This window comes from Hymenobacter sp. B81 (assembly GCF_044628455.1).
Classification (GTDB): Bacteria; Bacteroidota; Bacteroidia; order Cytophagales; family Hymenobacteraceae; genus Solirubrum.
On record NZ_JBIYZW010000001.1, the window covers coordinates 2,116,343 to 2,132,777 of the forward strand.

Sequence of the window (16,435 nt, forward strand, 5' to 3'; positions counted from 1 at the left end):
GTTTTAGCGCTGCCGCTGAAAGCAAAGGGCCGCTAGCCTTGCGCGGAATAAAAAGCCGGAAAGCTAATGGGGGACTGGGGCCAGCTTCAGTCGAGCCGGAAACCGGCCTGGCGCAGCTCTTCCCAGAACGAAGGATAAGATTTGCGCACCACCGCGGGCTGCTCGACGGTGAGCAGGCCGCGCAGGGCCAGCGGCGCGAAGGCCATGGCCATGCGGTGGTCGTGGTAGGTGGCCACGCGTTGCCCCCGCACCCGAAACTCCCGGCTCGTCACGCGGAACACGCCCGTGCCCTGGTCTTCGAGCGCGGCCCCGAAGCGGGCCAGCTCGGTTTGCAAAGCCGCAATGCGGTCGGTTTCCTTGATGCGCAGGCTTTCCAGCCCGGTCATGTCTACCTGCACGCCGGTAGCAGCGGCTACCACGGCCACGGTCTGGGCCAGGTCGGGGCAGTCGGTGAAGTTCAGGGCCACCCGGCGGACCCGCTCCTGCGCCGGCCGCTGAGTCAGCACCACACCCTCGTCGTCGAAGGCGGTGGCCACGCCCAGCGGCTCCATCAGCGTGCGAATCACCTGGTCGCCCTGCAGGGACTGGCGGCGCAGGCCCGGCAGCCGCACCTGCGAGCCGGTGGGCGCCAGCGCCACCAAACTGTACCAGTAGCTGGCCGCCGACCAGTCGGCTTCCACGGCGTAGTGGGCCGGCGCGTAGGGCCGGGTGCCCACCCGCACGCTTTGCTCGCCCACCTCCACCTCGGCCCCGAAATGGCGCATGAGCGCGGCCGTCATTTCGATGTAGGGCCGCGAGCCAACGGCCCCGGTGAGCTGCAGCCCCAGGCCGCCGGGCACCCGGGGCCCGATCATCATCAGGGCCGAGATGAACTGGCTGCTGATGTCGCCGCGCACCTTCAGCGGGGCCGGTTCCGCCGGCTGCCAGCCGCGCAGTTGCAGGGGCGGGTACCCCAGCCGGTCGGCGTACTCAATGCGCGCTCCGAGCTGCCGCAGGGCGTCTACCAGCACTCCGATGGGCCGCTCGCGCATGCGGGCCGAGCCGGTGAGCGTGGCCTGCCGGCCGGTGGCTGATAAGTAGGCGGTGAGAAAGCGCATCACGGTGCCCGCATCCTCGGCGTCGAACTCCGCCGCCTCGGGCTGGGTCAGCAGGCGGCGCATCAGCTGGGTGTCGTTGGCTTCCGACAGGTTGGTTAGCTCGCCGCCCCCGGCCAGGGCCTGCAGAATCAGGGCGCGGTTGCTTTCGCTTTTCGAGGCCGGCAGCAGGGCCGTGCCGCGCAACGGGCGGCCGTCCCAGTGCAGGGTGAAGGATTCGGGGTAGCTCACAGGCGGTGGTAGTAACGCAGGGATTCGGCCAGCTCGGCCACCGATACGGACTGGTCGTACACGCCGCAGCCGATGCCGTTGAGCAGGGTGCAGTTGATGGTGTCGCCCTGGTTTTTCTTGTCCTGCCGGGCCAGCTCGGCAATGGCTTCGGTTTCGAGGGTCACGAACTGTACCTTCTCGTAGACCGAGAACAGGAACGTTTCTATCTGGTCCAGCTCGCGCTCCGTCAGCAGTCCTTTCTGCACCGACAGCCAGGCCTCGCACACCAGGCCCGCCGCCACGGCCTCGCCGTGCAGCACCGCCCGGCCAGCCTGGCCCAGCAGGTAGCTTTCCAGGGCGTGGCCCACGGTATGGCCGAAGTTGAGCAGCTTGCGCGGCCCCCGCTCCAGCGGATCCTGCGCCACGATGCCCTGCTTGGTGGCCACCGACGCGCGCACCAGCGGCGCCCAATCCTCCACGAACAGCCCTTGCTGGCGGCCCTGCTCGAAAGCATCGGCGTCGGCAATAAGCCAGTGCTTCACCACTTCGGCGTAGCCGGCGCGCAGCTCACGCGGGTCGAGGGTAGCCAGGAAAGCCGGCTCGATGCACACGGCCTCGGGCAGCTGAAACACGCCCAGGTGGTTTTTCAGCCCCTGGAAGTCGACCCCGGTTTTGCCCCCGATAGCGGCGTCGACCTGGGCCAGCAGCGTGGTGGGCACCGGCACGCAGCGCAGCCCCCGCTTGTAGAGGGCCGCACAGAAGCCGCCCAGGTCGGTGACCACCCCGCCGCCCAGGCACACCAGCACGCTGTGGCGGTCGAAGCGGTTCTCGGTCAGCTCGGCCCACACCCGCTCGCAGCTGGCCAGGGTCTTGTGCTCTTCCCCGGCCGATATTTCGATGAGCAGGTGCTCCTCGGGCAAGTGGGGCTTGAGGGCGGGGTAGCACAGCCGGGCGGTGTTGGTGTCGGCCAGCACGGCCACGCGGCTGGTGCCGGGCCGGGCCAGCAGCGCGGCCAGGGCCGGCAGCGCCTCGGGGCCGATGTACAAAGCAGAGTCAGTCATTGCGGCAAAGGTCGCGGTTTGGCGGAATGTTGCTGGCGGCGCGGCCGCCGGGCCGGCCCCGGCCGGTGCGTATCTTGGCCCGCCATGATACCTGACCCCGCGTCCAGCAAATTGTTTGACGGCCGGGTGACGCTGGAACGGTTTGCGGGCAAGGGCGGCTGGACCTACGCCCCGCTGCCGCCCCTGCCGCCCTTGCCCGCCACGCCCTTCGGTCTGCTCAAAGTCAGCGGCCGCATCGACGCCCTGCCGCTGCCGCCCGCTACCCTGATGCCGCTGGGCCAGGGCCGCAAGTTTCTACCCCTGAATGCCGCCCTGCGCCGGCAGCTCGGCAAGCAGGCCGGCGACGAAGTGCACCTGCTGCTGTTTGCCGACCAGCCGGTGGAGGAAGTTTCGGAGGCCGACCTGCACGACTGCCTGGCCGACGTGCCCGGGGCGCTGGCGGCCTACCAGCTCTTGGCGGAGGCCCCGCAGCGCGCCTGGCTGGGCTGGGTGCGCGCCGGCGCCGACGATGCAGCACGGGTAGCGCGCCTGCGCACGGCCGCCGAGCAGCTGGCAGCGGGCCGCCAACGGCCGCCCGGCGCGTAGCGGTTGGCCTTTTCAGCCAAGCTGCAACCTCCCAGCGCCTGCGGGGCTCCTGCTGGTGTTTTCACCTAATGCCGCTGCCATGTTTGGGCGTTCGATTCTTTTTCTGGCGTTGTCCGCCGCCCTGTTTACCGCCTGCCGTACCGAAGCCGACGTGCCCGCGCCCAGCACCGCGCGGCTGCTGCAGGACAGCTGGACCTGGTAGCAAAGCAGCGGCGGGTTCACGGGTCAGGTGCTCACGCCGGCCGGCACCGGCGACCAGCAGCAGCTGGAATTCGGTCCCGACGGGCAGGTGCGTCACTACCGCAACGGCCGCCTGGTGAGCACCGACACCTACGAGCTGCGCCGCGGCCTTTCCCGCCTCGACGGGCAGCCCGCTACCCTGGTGCAGTACGGTCGCGGCCTGGGCCAGTCGGCCATCCTGAGCAACTCCGAGCTGATTTTGCGCGACGAAGCCGCCGACGGGCAGCAGCACGTGTACTCGCGCTGAGCCCGGCCAGTCAGCCCAGGCTTGCTTACCGTATGCCCTGCGCTCAGCGGTTCGCCCCAGAGCTTGGAGCGAACCGCCGATTTTTTCCGCGATTGGCCACACAAGCTGTAGCCAATCGTAGATTTTTTTCCCAGTTCGCTACCCAGGCTGTACAGAACCGCCGATTTTTTCCGCGATTCTGTACAACTACTACCCTGGCTATTCCGGCCGCTGCATAATTTCGGTTTGCTTGCGGATGCTTTCCACGTGAATCAGCTTGTAGAGTTCGGCCACGAACTTCTCGTTGACGCGCAGGCGGGCAGCCCACTCAGGGCGGCTGTGGAAGATTTCGTTCCAGCGGTCCAGCTGCAGAATCTTCACGTTGTTCTGCTTTTTGTATTCGGCCAGCTCTTCCACCAGCGCCATGCGCCGGGCCAGCGCCTCGATAATGTCCTGGTCGGCCACGTCCATCTTTTGGCGCAGCTCCTCGGCCTTGTTGAGGTAGTCGGCGTTGTCGGTGGAGCGGTAGCGGTGCTTGAGCTCCTGCAGCATTTCGGCCAGGCGCTGCGGCGTGACTTGCTGCTCGGCGTCGCTCCAGGCCTGGTCGGGGTTGGGGTGGGTTTCCAGCATCAGCCCGTCGTAATCGAGGTCGAGGGCTTTTTGGGCCACGGGCAGCAGCAAATCGCGCCGGCCGGTGATGTGGCTGGGGTCGCAGATCAGCGGCAGCTGAGGAAAGCGCGTCTTCAGCTCGATGGGAATGCCCCAGGTGGGCGCGTTGCGGTAGCGCGAGGGCGCCCCGGTGCTGAAGCCGCGGTGAATGGCCGCCAAATCGCGCACCCCGGCGCGGTCGAGCCGCTCCAGGGCCCCAGCCCACAGAGCCAGGTCGGGGTTGACGGGATTTTTCACCAGCACGGGCACGCCGGTGCCGCCCAGGGCCTCGGCCAGCTCCTGCACCGCGAAGGGGTTGACGGTGGTGCGCGCCCCAATCCAGACCGCGTCCACGCCGTGGGCCAGGCAGTCTTCGACGTGGCGCGGCGTGGCCACCTCCACGGCTACCGGCAGGCCGCACTCCCGCTGCACCCGCTGCAGCCAGCGCAGCCCCTCGGTGCCGACGCCCTCGAACGAGCCCGGCCGGGTGCGCGGCTTCCAGATGCCGGCCCGAAACAAATCAACGCCCAGGCCCCGCAGCCCCCGGGCCGTGGCCAGTACCTGCGCTTCGGTTTCGGCCGAGCAGGGGCCGGCAATGAGCAGGGGCTGGCCTTTGCGGGCCAGCAGGCGGGTGAAAAAAGTGTCGATTTCCATGGAAGAGGGCCCAGTTGGGGAGGTCGGCTGACTTCAACCGCCGCGGCCGCGTAAGAATGAAGAGCAAGGGTCCCGCGTCAGGTAGCGCCGGGGTAACCAGCAGCCCTCGAACGATGTTTGGGGGCTATCTTTACGGCCCCAAACTTACCGCCCCGCATGCCCGTTCCCCAAACCCGCCCCAGTGTTTCGTTCGACAACACCGCCATTGCCTTTGCCGCCAAATCTGACGCCGAGCTGCGGCGCATGTACGCCCTGTTTGCGGCCATGAACAACCAGCCGCTGGTGAGCTTCGGCGGGGGGCTTATGAAGCGGGCCCTGAACTGGGGCATTCCGGGCGCCAAGACGGCCGTCAAGTACACCATCTTCCAGCAGTTCTGCGGCGGCGAAACCATTGAGGAGTGTCAGCCCGTCATTGCCGAGCTGGGCCGCTACCGCATCGGCACTATCCTCGACTACTCGGTGGAGGGCGAAGGCAGCGAGCAAAGCTTCGACCATACTCTGGCCGAGCTGCTGCGCACCATCGACCTGGCCGCCGGCCACCCGCACATTCCCTTCTCGGTGTTTAAGGTAACGGGCGTGGCCGACAGCGCCCTGCTGGAAAAAGTGCAGGCCGGCCAGCCCCTGACCGGCGCCGAGCAAACCCGCTACGACCGCGCCAGGCAGCGCGTGGGCGACATCTGCCGCCGGGCCTTCGAGCGCAACGTGCGCGTGTTCGTCGATGCCGAGGAAAGCTGGTTTCAGGATACCATCGACGAGCTGGCCCGGGAAATGATGCGCCGCTACAACCGCCAGCGCCCCATCGTGTGGAACACCTACCAGCTCTACCGCCACGACCGGCTCGTCGCCTTCCAGGCCGACTACGAGCTGGGCGTGCAGGAGGGATTCTACGTGGGTGCCAAGCTGGTGCGCGGGGCCTACATGGAAAAGGAAGCCCGCACGGCCGCTCAGCGCGGCTACCAGAACCCCATCAACCCCAGCAAGCAAGCCACCGACCAGCTCTACGACGACGCCCTGCGCTTCGCCGTCACGCACCTCGACCGGCTGGCCATCTGCGCCGGCACCCACAACGAAGCCTCGTCGCGCCTGCTCACCGAGCTGCTGGCCGACCAGGGCGTGGCGCCCGGCGACGAGCGAATCTGGTTTGCCCAGCTCTACGGCATGAGCGACAACCTGAGCTACAACCTGGCCCACGCCGGCTACAACACGGCCAAGTACGTGCCCTACGGCCCGGTGGAAGCCGTGATGCCCTACCTGCTGCGCCGCGCCGACGAAAACACCGCCATTGCGGGCCAGAGCAGCCGCGAATTCCTGCTCATCAAGCGCGAAATGGAGCGCCGCCGCCGCAAGTAGGCATCAATCAATGACGTCTTCGGCCCCGTTTTAGCGCATTTTCCCGCCGCGTTGGATAGATTTCCGGCGCGGCGGGCCTTTTTTTGTATTTTCCGAGCCCATTACCGCTTCTTCTCCTCGCTTACTCTCCCCGATGAACGCGCGAATTCGCCGCTATCTGATCAACCTTTCCCGCCACCAGAGCGGCACCGTCAGCTACCTTACCTTGGTGCAGGAAGCCGAGCTGGGCCTCAACCTCGACGTGTCGCACGAAAAGTCGCGCCTCAACGAAATCCTGGCCGAAATTTCAGACACCGAGCACAGCGAAGGCCGCCCCATCCTCAGCTGCCTGGTAAAGGTGGAAGGCTCCAAGGGCCAGGGCGACTCGTTTTTTAAGCTTTGTGAGCGGCTGGGCCTGGGGCCGTGGCGGGAGCTGAAGCAGCAACCCGACTTCCTGACCAACCTGCGCAACGACTGCCGCAGCTTCTGGCGCGACGACGAAAACTTTACCCGCTTTTCTAACGAGTTGTAAGTGCGCCGACTGGCCGAGGTTGTGGCCGGTGAAAGTTGTACTCAGGCCCGGTTGGTTGTAACCCCGACCGGAACACTGCCGTTAAGGGAGCCAACGGAGCGACAACAGCCCTGGTGCTGCTGACTACGCTTCCGTCTGTGTTTTCCTTCCCTTTCACATACCACAACCTCACCCAATGAATACCGACAACACCTCCAACCAGGGCAACACGCCCGGCACCGGCTCCAGCATGAACCCCAACACCCAGGGCACCGGCGGCGGCGCCAGCTACGGCAGCACCCAGCATTCGGGTAGCGGCTCCATGGGCAGCTCGGGCCTGAACTCGAGCAGCAACATGTCGTCGGGCGGCACGGTAGGCTCGGGTACCAACACGGGTTCTTCCAGCATGTCGAACTCCGGTTCGTCCATGGGCAACAGCAATATGGGTTCTACCTCGGGCAGCGGCTCGACTTCGGGTGGCTACCTGACCTCTACTTTCCGCGACCGGGCTTCGGCTGAGCGCGCTTACGAGTCTCTTTCCTCGCGCGGCTACACCAAGGACGACGTGAACCTGCTGATGTCGGATGACACCCGCAAAACCCACTTCGGTGACCACACGCCTGATTCGGACCTGGGCAACAAGGCCATGGAAGGTGCCGGCGTTGGCTCGGCCATCGGTGGCACGGCCGGTGCCGTAATCGGCGCCATTGCCGCTATCGGTACTTCGGTAGCCCTGCCCGGTCTGGGCCTGATTGTAGCTGGTCCGCTGGCGGCCGCCCTGGCCGGTGCCGGGGCCGGTGGCCTGACGGGTGGCTTGGTAGGCGCCCTGGTAGGCTCGGGCATTCCCGAAGAGCGCGCGGCTGAGTACGAGCACGACATCAAGAACGGCGGCATTGTGATGGGCGTGCGCCCGCGCAACGATGAGGACGCCCGTCACTTCCAGGACGAGTTCCGCCGCAACAACGGCGACCGTATCTACTACTAGCCGATTCTTTTCTTCGGCTTCGAAAAGCCTCCCCGCAACCGGGGAGGCTTTTTTTGTTTCTATGCCAGTGCGCCGGGCCCCGATGGCACTTATTGGCGGTAAAGCTTCGTTTGGCAAATAAGCGGCGCATCTTGCCGGCCCGAAGCTTACCCGTGCGGGCGGCTTTTGCGTATGTTTGCTTAGACACTTTTTTGCCTTTCTCTATGTCCTTTCCCCGCCTTCGCCTAGGACTGTATGCTGCCGTTGTCGCGGCCGTGTTCGTGCTAGCTTCTTATAAGCTTTACCGGAGCAACGACGCCCGCGCCCCGCAGAAAGAAGAAGTTCTCATCAAGGCCATGCTGCAGGGCCTGAGCGCCGCGCACTACCAACCCGAGCAGGTCGACGACAACTTCTCGCGCCGGGTGTTCGACCTCTACCTCAAGCGCATTGACTACGCCAAGAAGTTTTTGCTGCAATCCGACGTAGCTCAGCTGCGCAAGTACCAGACGGAAATCGACGATCAGGTGCGCCGGGGCTCCCACGAGTTTCTGGACCTGGCCACCCAGCTCACCAAGCAGCGCACCAAGGACGTGCAGGCCCTGTACCGCGACCTGCTCAGCAAGCCCATGGACTTCACGGTGGAAGAGTCGTTTCAGACCGACCCCGACAAAACCCAGTTCCCGGCCGATGCCGCCGCGCAGCGCGAGGAGTGGCGCAAGTACGTGAAGTACCAGACCCTGATTCGCCTGGCCGAAATCCAGGACGAGCAGGCCAAGCGCGACCCGAAGAAGGCCGCTACCCCCGCTTTGTCGGCTGCTGAAATGGAAGCCGAAGCCCGCAAGCGGGTGCTCAAGAACTTCGACGAGCAGTTCAACGACCTGCTGCAGAACGACGACAACGACCGGCTGGCGCTCTGGGCCAATACCATTGCCAACACCTACGACCCGCACACCGAGTACTTCGCGCCCCGCGACAAGGAAACCTTCGACATCGAGATGACCGGCCGCTTCGAGGGTATCGGCGCTACGCTGCAGCAGCGCGACGGCCAGATCCGCGTGGCCGACATCGTACCCGGCTCGGCTTCGTACCGCCAGGGCCAGCTGAAGGTGGGCGACGTTATCCAGCGCGTGGCGCAGGGAGCGGCCGAGCCCATTTCCATTGAAGGCATGCGCCTCGATAAAGCCATTACCTACATCCGCGGCCCCAAAGGCACGGAGGTGCGCCTGACGGTGAAGAAAGCCGACGGCAGCATGCAGATCATTCCCATCGTGCGTGACGTGGTGGTGCTGGAAGAGAAGTTTGCTCAGTCGGCTACCATCGACCACGGCGGCAAGAAGTTCGGCTACATTCACCTGCCGGCTTTCTACGCCGACTTCAACGACAACGGCGGCCGCAGCTCGGGCGACGATGTGAAGAAGGAGCTGGAAAAGCTCAAGCAGGAAAACGTGCAGGGCGTCATTCTGGACCTGCGCAACAACGGCGGCGGCTCGCTCACCGACGCGGTGGAAATGGCCGGCCTCTTCATCGACAGCGGCCCCATCGTGCAGGTTCGCTCGCCCCAGGGCTCGGCCCAGGTGCTCAACGACCGCGACCCGCGCGTGCAGTACAGCGGCCCGCTGGTGGTGCTGGTGAATAAGTACAGCGCCTCGGCCTCCGAAATTCTGGCTGCCGCCATCCAGGACTACAAGCGCGGCGTGGTGATGGGCTCGACCAGCACCTACGGCAAGGGCACGGTGCAGCGCATCTTCAACCTCGACGACGCGCTGCCGGCCGAGTTCAACGCCATTAAGCCGTTCGGCTCGCTGAAGCTCACCACCCAGAAGTTCTACCGCATCAACGGCGGCTCGACCCAGTTCAAGGGCGTGACGCCCGACATTACCCTGCCCGGCGCCGACAGCTACCTCGACCAGGGCGAGAAAGACACCGACTACCCGCTGAAGTGGGACGAAATCAGCCCGGCGCGCTACCGTGCCTGGAACCAGCCGCCCCCCATCGACCGCCTGCGCGCTAACAGCGCCGCCCGGGTAGCCGCCAGCCCCAGCTTCAAGTCGGTGCAGGACATCGTGGCCCGCATGCGCAAGCGCAAGGACGACACCGTGGTTTCGCTGAAGCTGGCTTCGTTCCGCGCCGAGCAGGAAATTGCCAAGGCCGAATCGAAGCGCTATGAAGAGTCGCAGAAAGCCGCTGCCCCGCTGAACATTGCCCCGCTGGCCATCGACCTGCGCGCCGTGCAGTCGGATACCGTGAAGCAGAACCGGGTGCGCCGCCTGACCAAGAACCTGGTGAAGGACATCAACCTGCGCGAGGCCGTGGCGGTGGTCAATGACGAGCTTACTTCTTCGGTGACGAAGCGCTAAACCGCTTAACTCCCTTTGCTGGCAGCTCTGATACCTTGCGGTGTCAGGGCTGCTTTTTTTGAGGTTACTGCACCAAAAAGACGCTTCAATTAAGCAACCCTCACAAGATCATAATAGGCGTTGATTTTCATTACTAACCATATTCCGCAATCATAATACAACTCACTGATTATCACCGCTAAATTTTCAAGTAATTCACACCAATATTTTTAGCATTGCGGCACTTTCAAGCACCTGGCGGCGTTGTGCTGATATGATGACGACAAGCGAGCAACTGAACGATAACATCCTGCACCTGCCGGCCGGCGCTGAGCCGACTCAGCTCGAGCACGATGAGGCGTGGCGGAAGTCGATTCCGGCGCAGGTTTTTCTCAACTATTTTTTCGCCCTCAGCTACCACATCCGCGAAGCCGATGATGCCGCCGGGGGCCTGCAGCACCTGCCCTACTTCCGCGCCCACCAGGCCGAGCTGACCGAAGCCGACCAGGCCGCAGTGGAGAAGATGCTGCTTAACTGCTGGAGCACCGAGTACGCCCTGCGTGCTACCGCCGAGTTGGGCAACGAGGACTACCTGCGGCACGCGCTGCACTGGACGTTTCCCCAGGCCTACCATGCCGTGACGGCCGGGCTGCAGGCCTTCCTGTACACGGCCGGCGTGTGCACCAACAATCCGGCAATGATTCGGCGCGAAGTGGGTCGGCTGGTTGTGCGCAATGCCTACCCGCGCCCGGTGTCGTTTTATGCCGCCGGTTCCTACGGCGACTTCAGCATCCACCGGTTGCCGCTGGCGGGCTACAAGGCCGGGCTGCAGATTGCCGGTAAGGCTATCGATGCCCAGGCCCAGATCGGCCAGTTTCTGCGCACCACGCGCAAGTACAAAGCCGTAGCCGTGCGGCAGCAGGTGCAGGCTAACCCGAGCACCGCGCTGCGCAGCCAGAAGACGGGCAAGCTGCTGGACAAGTGGACGGCCCAGCACTGGCAGCAGATTACCTGGCGCCTGGGCTATACCACCATATTCGACCTGTTGGGCCGCCTGCGCATCTCGCAGACCAGCCGCGAGATTGAGCGCTACGTGGAGGCGGACATCGACTTCAACCTCTTCCACCACTCCCTGCTCGACATCGTGAGCTACCTCAACGGCATTCACGAAACCTACGTGGCCAAGGCCCTAGGCCTGGAGCGCTACCGCGAACTGGTGGCCAACCTGCCCCAGCACTTGCAGAATAGCTTCGTAGCCGAGCGTCTGCGCCAGCGCATCGAACCGGTGCTGACGGGAACTCCGCAACTGGGCATGGCTGCCTAAAACATGGATTCGACGAATTACCCGGATTTTGTGAACGATTGATTAGATAGCAGCGGCCCGCCAGTTAGGCGGGCCGTTTTTATTTCTACGATTAGCTAGCCCATAATGAAGGGGATTCCAGAAATCAGAAGGGCGTTATCCGGCTAATCATCCACAAAATCCAGGTAATCCGTCAACTCCAAATAATCCGTGCTGCACAAAATCCGGGTAATCCGAAAAATCCGCACGAATCCGTGATTTATCTTTGCAGCTTGACTTTTGCGGCCCGCTGTGGGCCTTGTTATTAAGCCTTGCGCCATGCACCACCTTAGCGAACAGGAAATCATCCGCCGCAACAAGCTCGACGAGCTGCAGAAGCTCGGCATCGAGCCCTACCCGTCGGAGCTGTTCGACGTGAACTTCTACGCCCAGGAAATCCAGGACAACTACCATCCCGAGCTCAACAACTTCCAGGAAGTGAGCCTGGCGGGCCGCATCATGTCGGTGCGGGTAATGGGCAAAGCTTCGTTTGCCGAGCTGATGGATGCTTCAGGCCGCATTCAGCTCTACATCAACCGCGACGAAATCTGCCCCGGAGAAGATAAGACGCTCTACAACGTCGTGTTCAAGAAGCTGGTGGACCTGGGTGACTTTGTGGGCGTAAAAGGCCACGTGTTCAAAACCCAGGTGGGCGAAACCTCGGTGCACGTAACCGGCTTTACGCTGCTGAGTAAGAGCCTGCGGCCGCTGCCGGTGGTAAAAAAGCGCATTGACGAGGCCACGGGTGAGGAAGTGGTGTACGATGGCCTCACCGACCCCGAAATGCGCTACCGCCAGCGCTACGTGGATCTGGTGGTGAACCCGCACGTGCGCGACGCCTTCGTGAAGCGCACCCAGCTGGTGCAGGCCATGCGCAACTACCTCAACGACAAAGGTTACCTGGAGGTGGAAACGCCCATCCTGCAGCCCCTGTACGGCGGGGCCGCCGCGCGCCCGTTCAAGACCCACCACAACACGCTGGACATGACGCTGTATCTGCGCATTGCCAACGAGCTGTACCTGAAGCGCCTGATTGTGGGCGGCTTCGATGGGGTGTACGAGTTCAGCAAGGACTTCCGCAACGAGGGCATGTCGCGGTTCCACAACCCGGAGTTCACCCAGATGGAGCTGTACGTAGCCTACAAAGACTACTACTGGATGATGGACCTGGTGGAAGAAATGGTGGAGCGCGTGGCCCTGGCCCTGCACGACAAAACCGAAGTGAAGGTGGGCGACAACCTGATCAACTTCCAGCGCCCCTGGAAGCGCTTCACCATGGCCGAGGCCATTGAGCACTACACCGGCCTGAACATCGACGGCAAGAGCGAAAAGGAACTACGCGCCGCCGCCAAGGACCTGAAAGTGGCCCTCGACCCGAGCATGGGCAAGGCCAAGATCATCGACGAAATTTTCGGGGAGCACGTGGAGCCCAAGCTGATTCAGCCCACGTTTATCACCGATTACCCGGTAGAAATGTCGCCCTTGGCCAAGAAGCACCGCTCGAAGCCGGGTTTGGTGGAACGCTTCGAGGCCATCTGCAACGGCAAGGAAATCTGCAACGCCTTCTCCGAGCTGAACGACCCCATCGACCAGCGCCAGCGCTTCGAGGACCAGCTGGAGCTGGGCCGCCGCGGCGACACCGAGGCCATGGTGCTCGACGAGGACTTCCTACGCGCCCTGGAGTACGGCATGCCGCCCACGGCCGGCTTGGGCATCGGCATCGACCGCCTGTCGATGATCATGACCAACTCCAACTCCATTCAGGACGTGCTCTTCTTCCCGCAGATGAAGCCCGAAAAGCAGGAAACAGTCAAAGCCGAATCGGAGGAGGAAGCCAAGTAGGCTGCTGCTCGTACCCAACACCGCGGCCCGCCTCTCCAATGGAGAAGCGGGCCGCGGTGTTTCTACTAACCAGCCCAGCATCAAATGAGAAGCCGGGTTAAAAATCGAAAGCCTCTCGCACGAAGAAACGTGTGCGGGAGGCTTTCTTTCTAAAACCAGTTTACCATTCCAATCGGTACTACCTAAAGAAGTGTGCGATGGACTAAGTGATTTTACCAGCTGGTTGTTTAACCAATCCTGCCAGAAGCTCCCTTAATCGGCAATTTTACTTTAAGCAGTCTATCCGATCTTCAATTCAAACCGGTCTTATGATTGCTTTAACGGGGCACGTTACCCGAGGGTTACGCATCGCGCAATTTTTTTTTCGAATCAGCTGCCTACGCCGCTGCCACCGCCCGTGCTGCCCTGGCTACCCGAGGAGGCGCCGGTGCCACGCGAGGAGCTGGCGGTAGAAGCACTACCGGTGCCCGACGCAGCCGTCGAACCCGAACCAGCGCCCGACGAGGCATTGCCCGAGCTGCCCGTGGCGCCACTGCCGGAAGTACCGGTGCCACCCGAGGTGCTGCTGCCAGAGGCTCCAGAGCTACCCGCGCCGCTACCGGCTGCAGTGCTGCTACCAGCACCACCCGAGGCAGTTCCGCCCGAAGCATTGCTGCCCGAGGACGCACCACCCGAACGGGCACCGGCATTGCTGCCGCCTTTGCTGCCCGAGCCGCTCATGCCGCTGAGCGCGCTTTCGGCACCTTCCCGGTCGGCGTCGGCATCAGCCCCGCCTTTGCCACCTTTCATGGCATCGAACTTGGAGAGGCCGTCCTGCAGCAACTTGTTGAGGTCGTCGCCGAATTTACCGAGCGACTTGCCGAGGCTTTCGCGCGTGGCGGTACCGGCATCGGGGGCCATGAGCAGGCCGGCGACGATACCCGCGCTGGCGCCGGCCAGCAGGGCCAGAAGTACTTTGCCGCTGTTGTCTTTCATAGTAAAGGAGGGTGTTGAGGTTTGGGAAGGAACGCAATGCTTCAGCCCGCAGGCTGGTAGCTTCCTAACGCGAATGCCCACGGAAGGTTATACAAAAAGCCCGCTGCCGGTAGCGGCAGCGGGCTTTTATCCGATCGAGCGGCGAAGCCTACAAATCGTTGAGCATTTTCACGATTTCGCGCTTGCCCTTGCCCAGCTTTTCCTGCAGGCGGCCCACCAGCTCGTCGCCTTGGCCTTCGGCGTACGTGAGGTCTTCGTCGGTAAGTTGGGCGTACTGCTGCTTGAGCTTGCCCTTGGCCGTATTCCAGTCACCTTTCAGGTTCAGGCTGCTGCCGGTGCCCGATACGCCCAGGTCCTCGAGTTTCTCAACCAGGTTCTTGAACGTACCGTCGAGCTGGGTGCCAAACTTCGAAAGCTGGTCGCCGAGCTGGTCGCCGTATTTGCCGGCGTAGTTTTTCAGGTTGCCACGGGTGGCGCTGCCTTTGTCGGGAGCCATGAGCAGGCCGGCTACGATGCCCGCGCTGGCGCCGGCCAGCACGGCCAGCAGGATCTTGCCCGAGTTGTTGTCTTCGTTATAAGACATGGTGAAGGAGAGTGTGGGTGAAGGAAAGAAATAACGTCGGAAGAAGCGGCCCGGCCTTGCCGAAGCCGGCCGGTTGAGTGGACTATACGGCAGGTTACCGTTGAGGTTGTGAGCAGCCGCGCCAAAAGATAGACCTTATTAAATATAACGTCAAACCCAGGTTGCTGCGCGCAGAATTATCCCCGCCCGTCGCTTTCCCCGTAATTTCGGGCCTCCACCCTTTTCTACGCCCATGTCTCTTTCCACCTACTGCGCCTCGGCGCTACTGAGCTTGCTGCTGGCCGGTAGCTGCACCCGCCCGGCGGCCGACACCGCAACGGCGGCCGACTGCATCGACCGCAGCAAGATCAACCCCGACGGCATCTGCACCATGCAGTACGACCCCGTGTGCGGCTGCGACGGCAAAACCTACAGCAATGCCTGCGTGGCCGCCAACGCCGGCGTAACCAGCTCCACCAAGGGCGAGTGCGCCGCCGCTACGCCTCGCTAAGCCCCCGATGCCGGATAAAGCCAGCTACCGGACATGGTGCCCCAGCCAGCCCGACCTGCCCGTATACGTACAGCCCTGGTACCTCGACGCCTGCTGCGAAGGCGGCGAGTGGGACGTAGCCCTGGTGCGCGAGGCCGACCGCATTGTGGCCAGCCTGCCGTATTTCTGGAAGCAGAAGGGCCCCTTCCGGTACGTGACCATGCCGCCCTTCGCGAAAACGATGGGGCCCTATCTGGTGCCCGAGTACCGGGGGGTGCTGAAAAAAGAGCACGCGCTGCTGCCCGAGCTGCTGGCCCAGTTGCCCAAGCTGGCCGCCTTCAAGCAGAACTTCCATCCGGCTCTTACCAACTGGCTGCCGCTGTACTGGCAGGGCTACCAGCAAACCACCTACTACACCTACCGCATCGAGGGGCTGCAGCACCTGGAGCGCGTGCAGGCCGACTTCAACCGCAACATCCGGCGCAACCTGCAGAAGGCCCGGCAGCAGGTGACGGTACGGCACGATCTGTCGGCCGAGCAGTTCTACCAGCTCAACCGCATGAGCTTCGAGCGGCAGGGCCTGTCCGTGCCCTACAGCTGGGAACAGTTTCGGCGCCACGACGCGGCCCTGGCCGAGCACCAGGCGCGGCAGTTTTTCTTTGCCGTCGATGACCAGGGGCGTATACATTCGGCGGCGTACCTGATCTGGGATCAGCAAGCAGCCTATTACCACCTCTCCGGCGACGACCCGGCGCTGCGCGAGAGCGGCGCGGGCCTGCTGCTGATCTGGGAAGCCATTCGCTACGCCAGCGAGCAGTTGGGGCTAAGCTGCTTCGACTTCGAGGGAAGCATGCTGCCGGCGGTGGAGCGCATCCGGGTGCAGTTCGGGGCCAAACAAACGCCGTACTTCTATGTCTGGAAATACCACTCCCGCTGGTTTAAACTACTGGAGCAACTCAAACGCTAACCTGACTTACCGCCCGCATCATGGCTGAGAAACGCTACGTCCTGAACCCCGCGCCCTTCGTGGTGCCTACCACCGATGGCAAGCTCATTGAAGAGCACGTGGGCCACGCCAGCACCGGCACGGGCCAGTACAGCCTGGCCCACATGGTGGCGCCGCCCCACTGGAGCGAGCCGCACCAATCGCCGCAGTTCGACGAAATGACCATCGTGGTGCGCGGGCGCAAACGCTTCGAAATCGACGGCGAGGTAGTAGAGCTGGGCGCCGGGCAGGCGCTGCTCATCAAGGCCGGGGCCCGCATCCGCTACTCCAACCCTTTCGACGAGGAGTGCGAGTACTGGTCGATCTGCGTGCCGGCCTTCAGCCCCGCTACCGTGAACCGCGAAGACGAATAAGGCCGCT

General features: G+C 63.5%; 17 protein-coding genes. 12 read left to right on the top strand and 5 right to left on the bottom strand.

Translation table 11 applies throughout. The features are described 5' to 3' along the window. Nucleotides 1-86: 86 nt before the first annotated feature. Complete coding sequence (locus ACE191_RS09335; RefSeq protein ID WP_400191931.1) at nucleotides 87-1,325, bottom strand: 3-phosphoshikimate 1-carboxyvinyltransferase; 1,239 nt, start codon at nucleotides 1,323-1,325, stop codon at nucleotides 87-89. Next, a complete protein-coding gene (gene aroB, locus ACE191_RS09340) occupies nucleotides 1,322-2,365 on the bottom strand; it encodes a 3-dehydroquinate synthase (RefSeq protein ID WP_400191932.1) in 1,044 nt (347 codons plus the stop codon). Before aroB ends, ACE191_RS09335 begins: the two co-directional genes overlap by 4 nt. Nucleotides 2,366-2,449: 84 nt before the next feature. Between aroB and ACE191_RS09345 the strand changes: the two genes are divergently transcribed. The 3 genes from ACE191_RS09345 to ACE191_RS09355 all read left to right on the top strand — a co-directional run bounded on the left by ACE191_RS09345 (nucleotide 2,450) and on the right by ACE191_RS09355 (nucleotide 3,437). Beyond that, complete coding sequence (locus ACE191_RS09345; protein ID WP_400191933.1) at nucleotides 2,450-2,950, top strand: DUF1905 domain-containing protein; 501 nt, start codon at nucleotides 2,450-2,452, stop codon at nucleotides 2,948-2,950. A gap of 79 nt (nucleotides 2,951-3,029) precedes the next feature. Then, the gene (locus ACE191_RS09350; protein ID WP_400191934.1) at nucleotides 3,030-3,152 is read left to right on the top strand and encodes a hypothetical protein; all 123 of its coding nucleotides are present in this window, start codon (nucleotides 3,030-3,032) and stop codon (nucleotides 3,150-3,152) included. A gap of 27 nt (nucleotides 3,153-3,179) precedes the next feature. Next, nucleotides 3,180-3,437 carry a hypothetical protein gene (locus tag ACE191_RS09355; RefSeq protein WP_400191935.1) on the top strand — a complete coding sequence of 86 codons (258 nt, stop codon included), beginning with the start codon at nucleotides 3,180-3,182 and terminating at the stop codon, nucleotides 3,435-3,437. A 198-nt stretch (nucleotides 3,438-3,635) separates the two neighbouring features. Here ACE191_RS09355 and ACE191_RS09360 read toward each other — a convergent pair whose 3' ends face one another. Continuing rightward, a complete protein-coding gene (locus tag ACE191_RS09360; RefSeq protein WP_400191936.1) occupies nucleotides 3,636-4,718 on the bottom strand; it encodes a bifunctional 3-deoxy-7-phosphoheptulonate synthase/chorismate mutase type II in 1,083 nt (360 codons plus the stop codon). Between the two features lie 156 nt (nucleotides 4,719-4,874). On the opposite strand from ACE191_RS09360, the gene ACE191_RS09365 reads away from it, so the two are divergent. The 6 genes from ACE191_RS09365 to lysS all read left to right on the top strand — a co-directional run bounded on the left by ACE191_RS09365 (nucleotide 4,875) and on the right by lysS (nucleotide 13,042). Beyond that, nucleotides 4,875-6,068: a proline dehydrogenase family protein gene (locus tag ACE191_RS09365; protein WP_400191937.1), complete on the top strand. Its 1,194-nt coding sequence runs from the start codon at nucleotides 4,875-4,877 to the stop codon at nucleotides 6,066-6,068. Nucleotides 6,069-6,201: 133 nt separating this feature from the next. Next, nucleotides 6,202-6,579 (top strand): hypothetical protein, encoded by a 378-nt coding sequence (locus ACE191_RS09370; protein WP_400191938.1) that lies wholly within the window; start codon nucleotides 6,202-6,204, stop codon nucleotides 6,577-6,579. A gap of 175 nt (nucleotides 6,580-6,754) precedes the next feature. Beyond that, complete coding sequence (locus tag ACE191_RS09375; RefSeq protein ID WP_400191939.1) at nucleotides 6,755-7,543, top strand: hypothetical protein; 789 nt, start codon at nucleotides 6,755-6,757, stop codon at nucleotides 7,541-7,543. A gap of 203 nt (nucleotides 7,544-7,746) precedes the next feature. Next, nucleotides 7,747-9,879: a carboxy terminal-processing peptidase gene (locus ACE191_RS09380; protein ID WP_400191940.1), complete on the top strand. Its 2,133-nt coding sequence runs from the start codon at nucleotides 7,747-7,749 to the stop codon at nucleotides 9,877-9,879. A 253-nt stretch (nucleotides 9,880-10,132) separates the two neighbouring features. Further along, the gene (locus ACE191_RS09385; protein WP_400191941.1) at nucleotides 10,133-11,182 is read left to right on the top strand and encodes a hypothetical protein; all 1,050 of its coding nucleotides are present in this window, start codon (nucleotides 10,133-10,135) and stop codon (nucleotides 11,180-11,182) included. 297 nt (nucleotides 11,183-11,479) lie between these two features. Continuing rightward, nucleotides 11,480-13,042, top strand: a complete 1,563-nt coding sequence (gene lysS / locus ACE191_RS09390) for a lysine--tRNA ligase (protein WP_400191942.1) — start codon at nucleotides 11,480-11,482, stop codon at nucleotides 13,040-13,042. 369 nt (nucleotides 13,043-13,411) lie between these two features. On the opposite strand, the gene ACE191_RS09395 is transcribed toward lysS, so the two are convergent. Both ACE191_RS09395 and ACE191_RS09400 read right to left on the bottom strand, forming a co-directional pair. Then, a complete protein-coding gene (locus ACE191_RS09395; protein WP_400191943.1) occupies nucleotides 13,412-14,017 on the bottom strand; it encodes a YtxH domain-containing protein in 606 nt (201 codons plus the stop codon). Between the two features lie 148 nt (nucleotides 14,018-14,165). Further along, a complete protein-coding gene (locus ACE191_RS09400) occupies nucleotides 14,166-14,600 on the bottom strand; it encodes a YtxH domain-containing protein (RefSeq protein ID WP_400191944.1) in 435 nt (144 codons plus the stop codon). Between the two features lie 232 nt (nucleotides 14,601-14,832). On the opposite strand from ACE191_RS09400, the gene ACE191_RS09405 reads away from it, so the two are divergent. Genes ACE191_RS09405 through ACE191_RS09415 form a run of 3 tightly spaced genes read left to right on the top strand, consistent with a single transcriptional unit; the run spans nucleotide 14,833 to nucleotide 16,428 of the window. After that, on the top strand, nucleotides 14,833-15,090 hold the full coding sequence (locus ACE191_RS09405) for a Kazal-type serine protease inhibitor domain-containing protein (RefSeq protein WP_400191945.1): 258 nt from the start codon (nucleotides 14,833-14,835) through the stop codon (nucleotides 15,088-15,090). Nucleotides 15,091-15,097: 7 nt separating this feature from the next. Further along, nucleotides 15,098-16,036 carry a GNAT family N-acetyltransferase gene (locus ACE191_RS09410; RefSeq protein ID WP_400191946.1) on the top strand — a complete coding sequence of 313 codons (939 nt, stop codon included), beginning with the start codon at nucleotides 15,098-15,100 and terminating at the stop codon, nucleotides 16,034-16,036. A gap of 20 nt (nucleotides 16,037-16,056) precedes the next feature. Then, entirely contained in the window at nucleotides 16,057-16,428 is a 372-nt protein-coding gene (locus tag ACE191_RS09415; protein ID WP_400191947.1) for a cupin domain-containing protein, read from the top strand. Nucleotides 16,429-16,435 lie beyond the last annotated feature (7 nt).

Excerpts from the sequence above, each read along its gene's own strand:
- aroB (WP_400191932.1), bottom strand. The coding sequence starts at position 2,365 with ATGACTGACTCTGCTTTGTACATCGGCCCCGAGGCGCTGCCGGCCCTG.
- ACE191_RS09345 (WP_400191933.1), top strand. The coding sequence starts at position 2,450 with ATGATACCTGACCCCGCGTCCAGCAAATTGTTTGACGGCCGGGTGACG.
- ACE191_RS09350 (WP_400191934.1), top strand. The coding sequence starts at position 3,030 with ATGTTTGGGCGTTCGATTCTTTTTCTGGCGTTGTCCGCCGCCCTGTTT.
- ACE191_RS09360 (WP_400191936.1), bottom strand. The coding sequence starts at position 4,718 with ATGGAAATCGACACTTTTTTCACCCGCCTGCTGGCCCGCAAAGGCCAG.
- ACE191_RS09365 (WP_400191937.1), top strand. The coding sequence starts at position 4,875 with ATGCCCGTTCCCCAAACCCGCCCCAGTGTTTCGTTCGACAACACCGCC.
- ACE191_RS09370 (WP_400191938.1), top strand. The coding sequence starts at position 6,202 with ATGAACGCGCGAATTCGCCGCTATCTGATCAACCTTTCCCGCCACCAG.
- ACE191_RS09375 (WP_400191939.1), top strand. The coding sequence starts at position 6,755 with ATGAATACCGACAACACCTCCAACCAGGGCAACACGCCCGGCACCGGC.
- ACE191_RS09380 (WP_400191940.1), top strand. The coding sequence starts at position 7,747 with ATGTCCTTTCCCCGCCTTCGCCTAGGACTGTATGCTGCCGTTGTCGCG.
- ACE191_RS09385 (WP_400191941.1), top strand. The coding sequence starts at position 10,133 with ATGATGACGACAAGCGAGCAACTGAACGATAACATCCTGCACCTGCCG.
- lysS (WP_400191942.1), top strand. The coding sequence starts at position 11,480 with ATGCACCACCTTAGCGAACAGGAAATCATCCGCCGCAACAAGCTCGAC.
- ACE191_RS09395 (WP_400191943.1), bottom strand. The coding sequence starts at position 14,017 with ATGAAAGACAACAGCGGCAAAGTACTTCTGGCCCTGCTGGCCGGCGCC.
- ACE191_RS09400 (WP_400191944.1), bottom strand. The coding sequence starts at position 14,600 with ATGTCTTATAACGAAGACAACAACTCGGGCAAGATCCTGCTGGCCGTG.
- ACE191_RS09405 (WP_400191945.1), top strand. The coding sequence starts at position 14,833 with ATGTCTCTTTCCACCTACTGCGCCTCGGCGCTACTGAGCTTGCTGCTG.
- ACE191_RS09410 (WP_400191946.1), top strand. The coding sequence starts at position 15,098 with ATGCCGGATAAAGCCAGCTACCGGACATGGTGCCCCAGCCAGCCCGAC.
- ACE191_RS09415 (WP_400191947.1), top strand. The coding sequence starts at position 16,057 with ATGGCTGAGAAACGCTACGTCCTGAACCCCGCGCCCTTCGTGGTGCCT.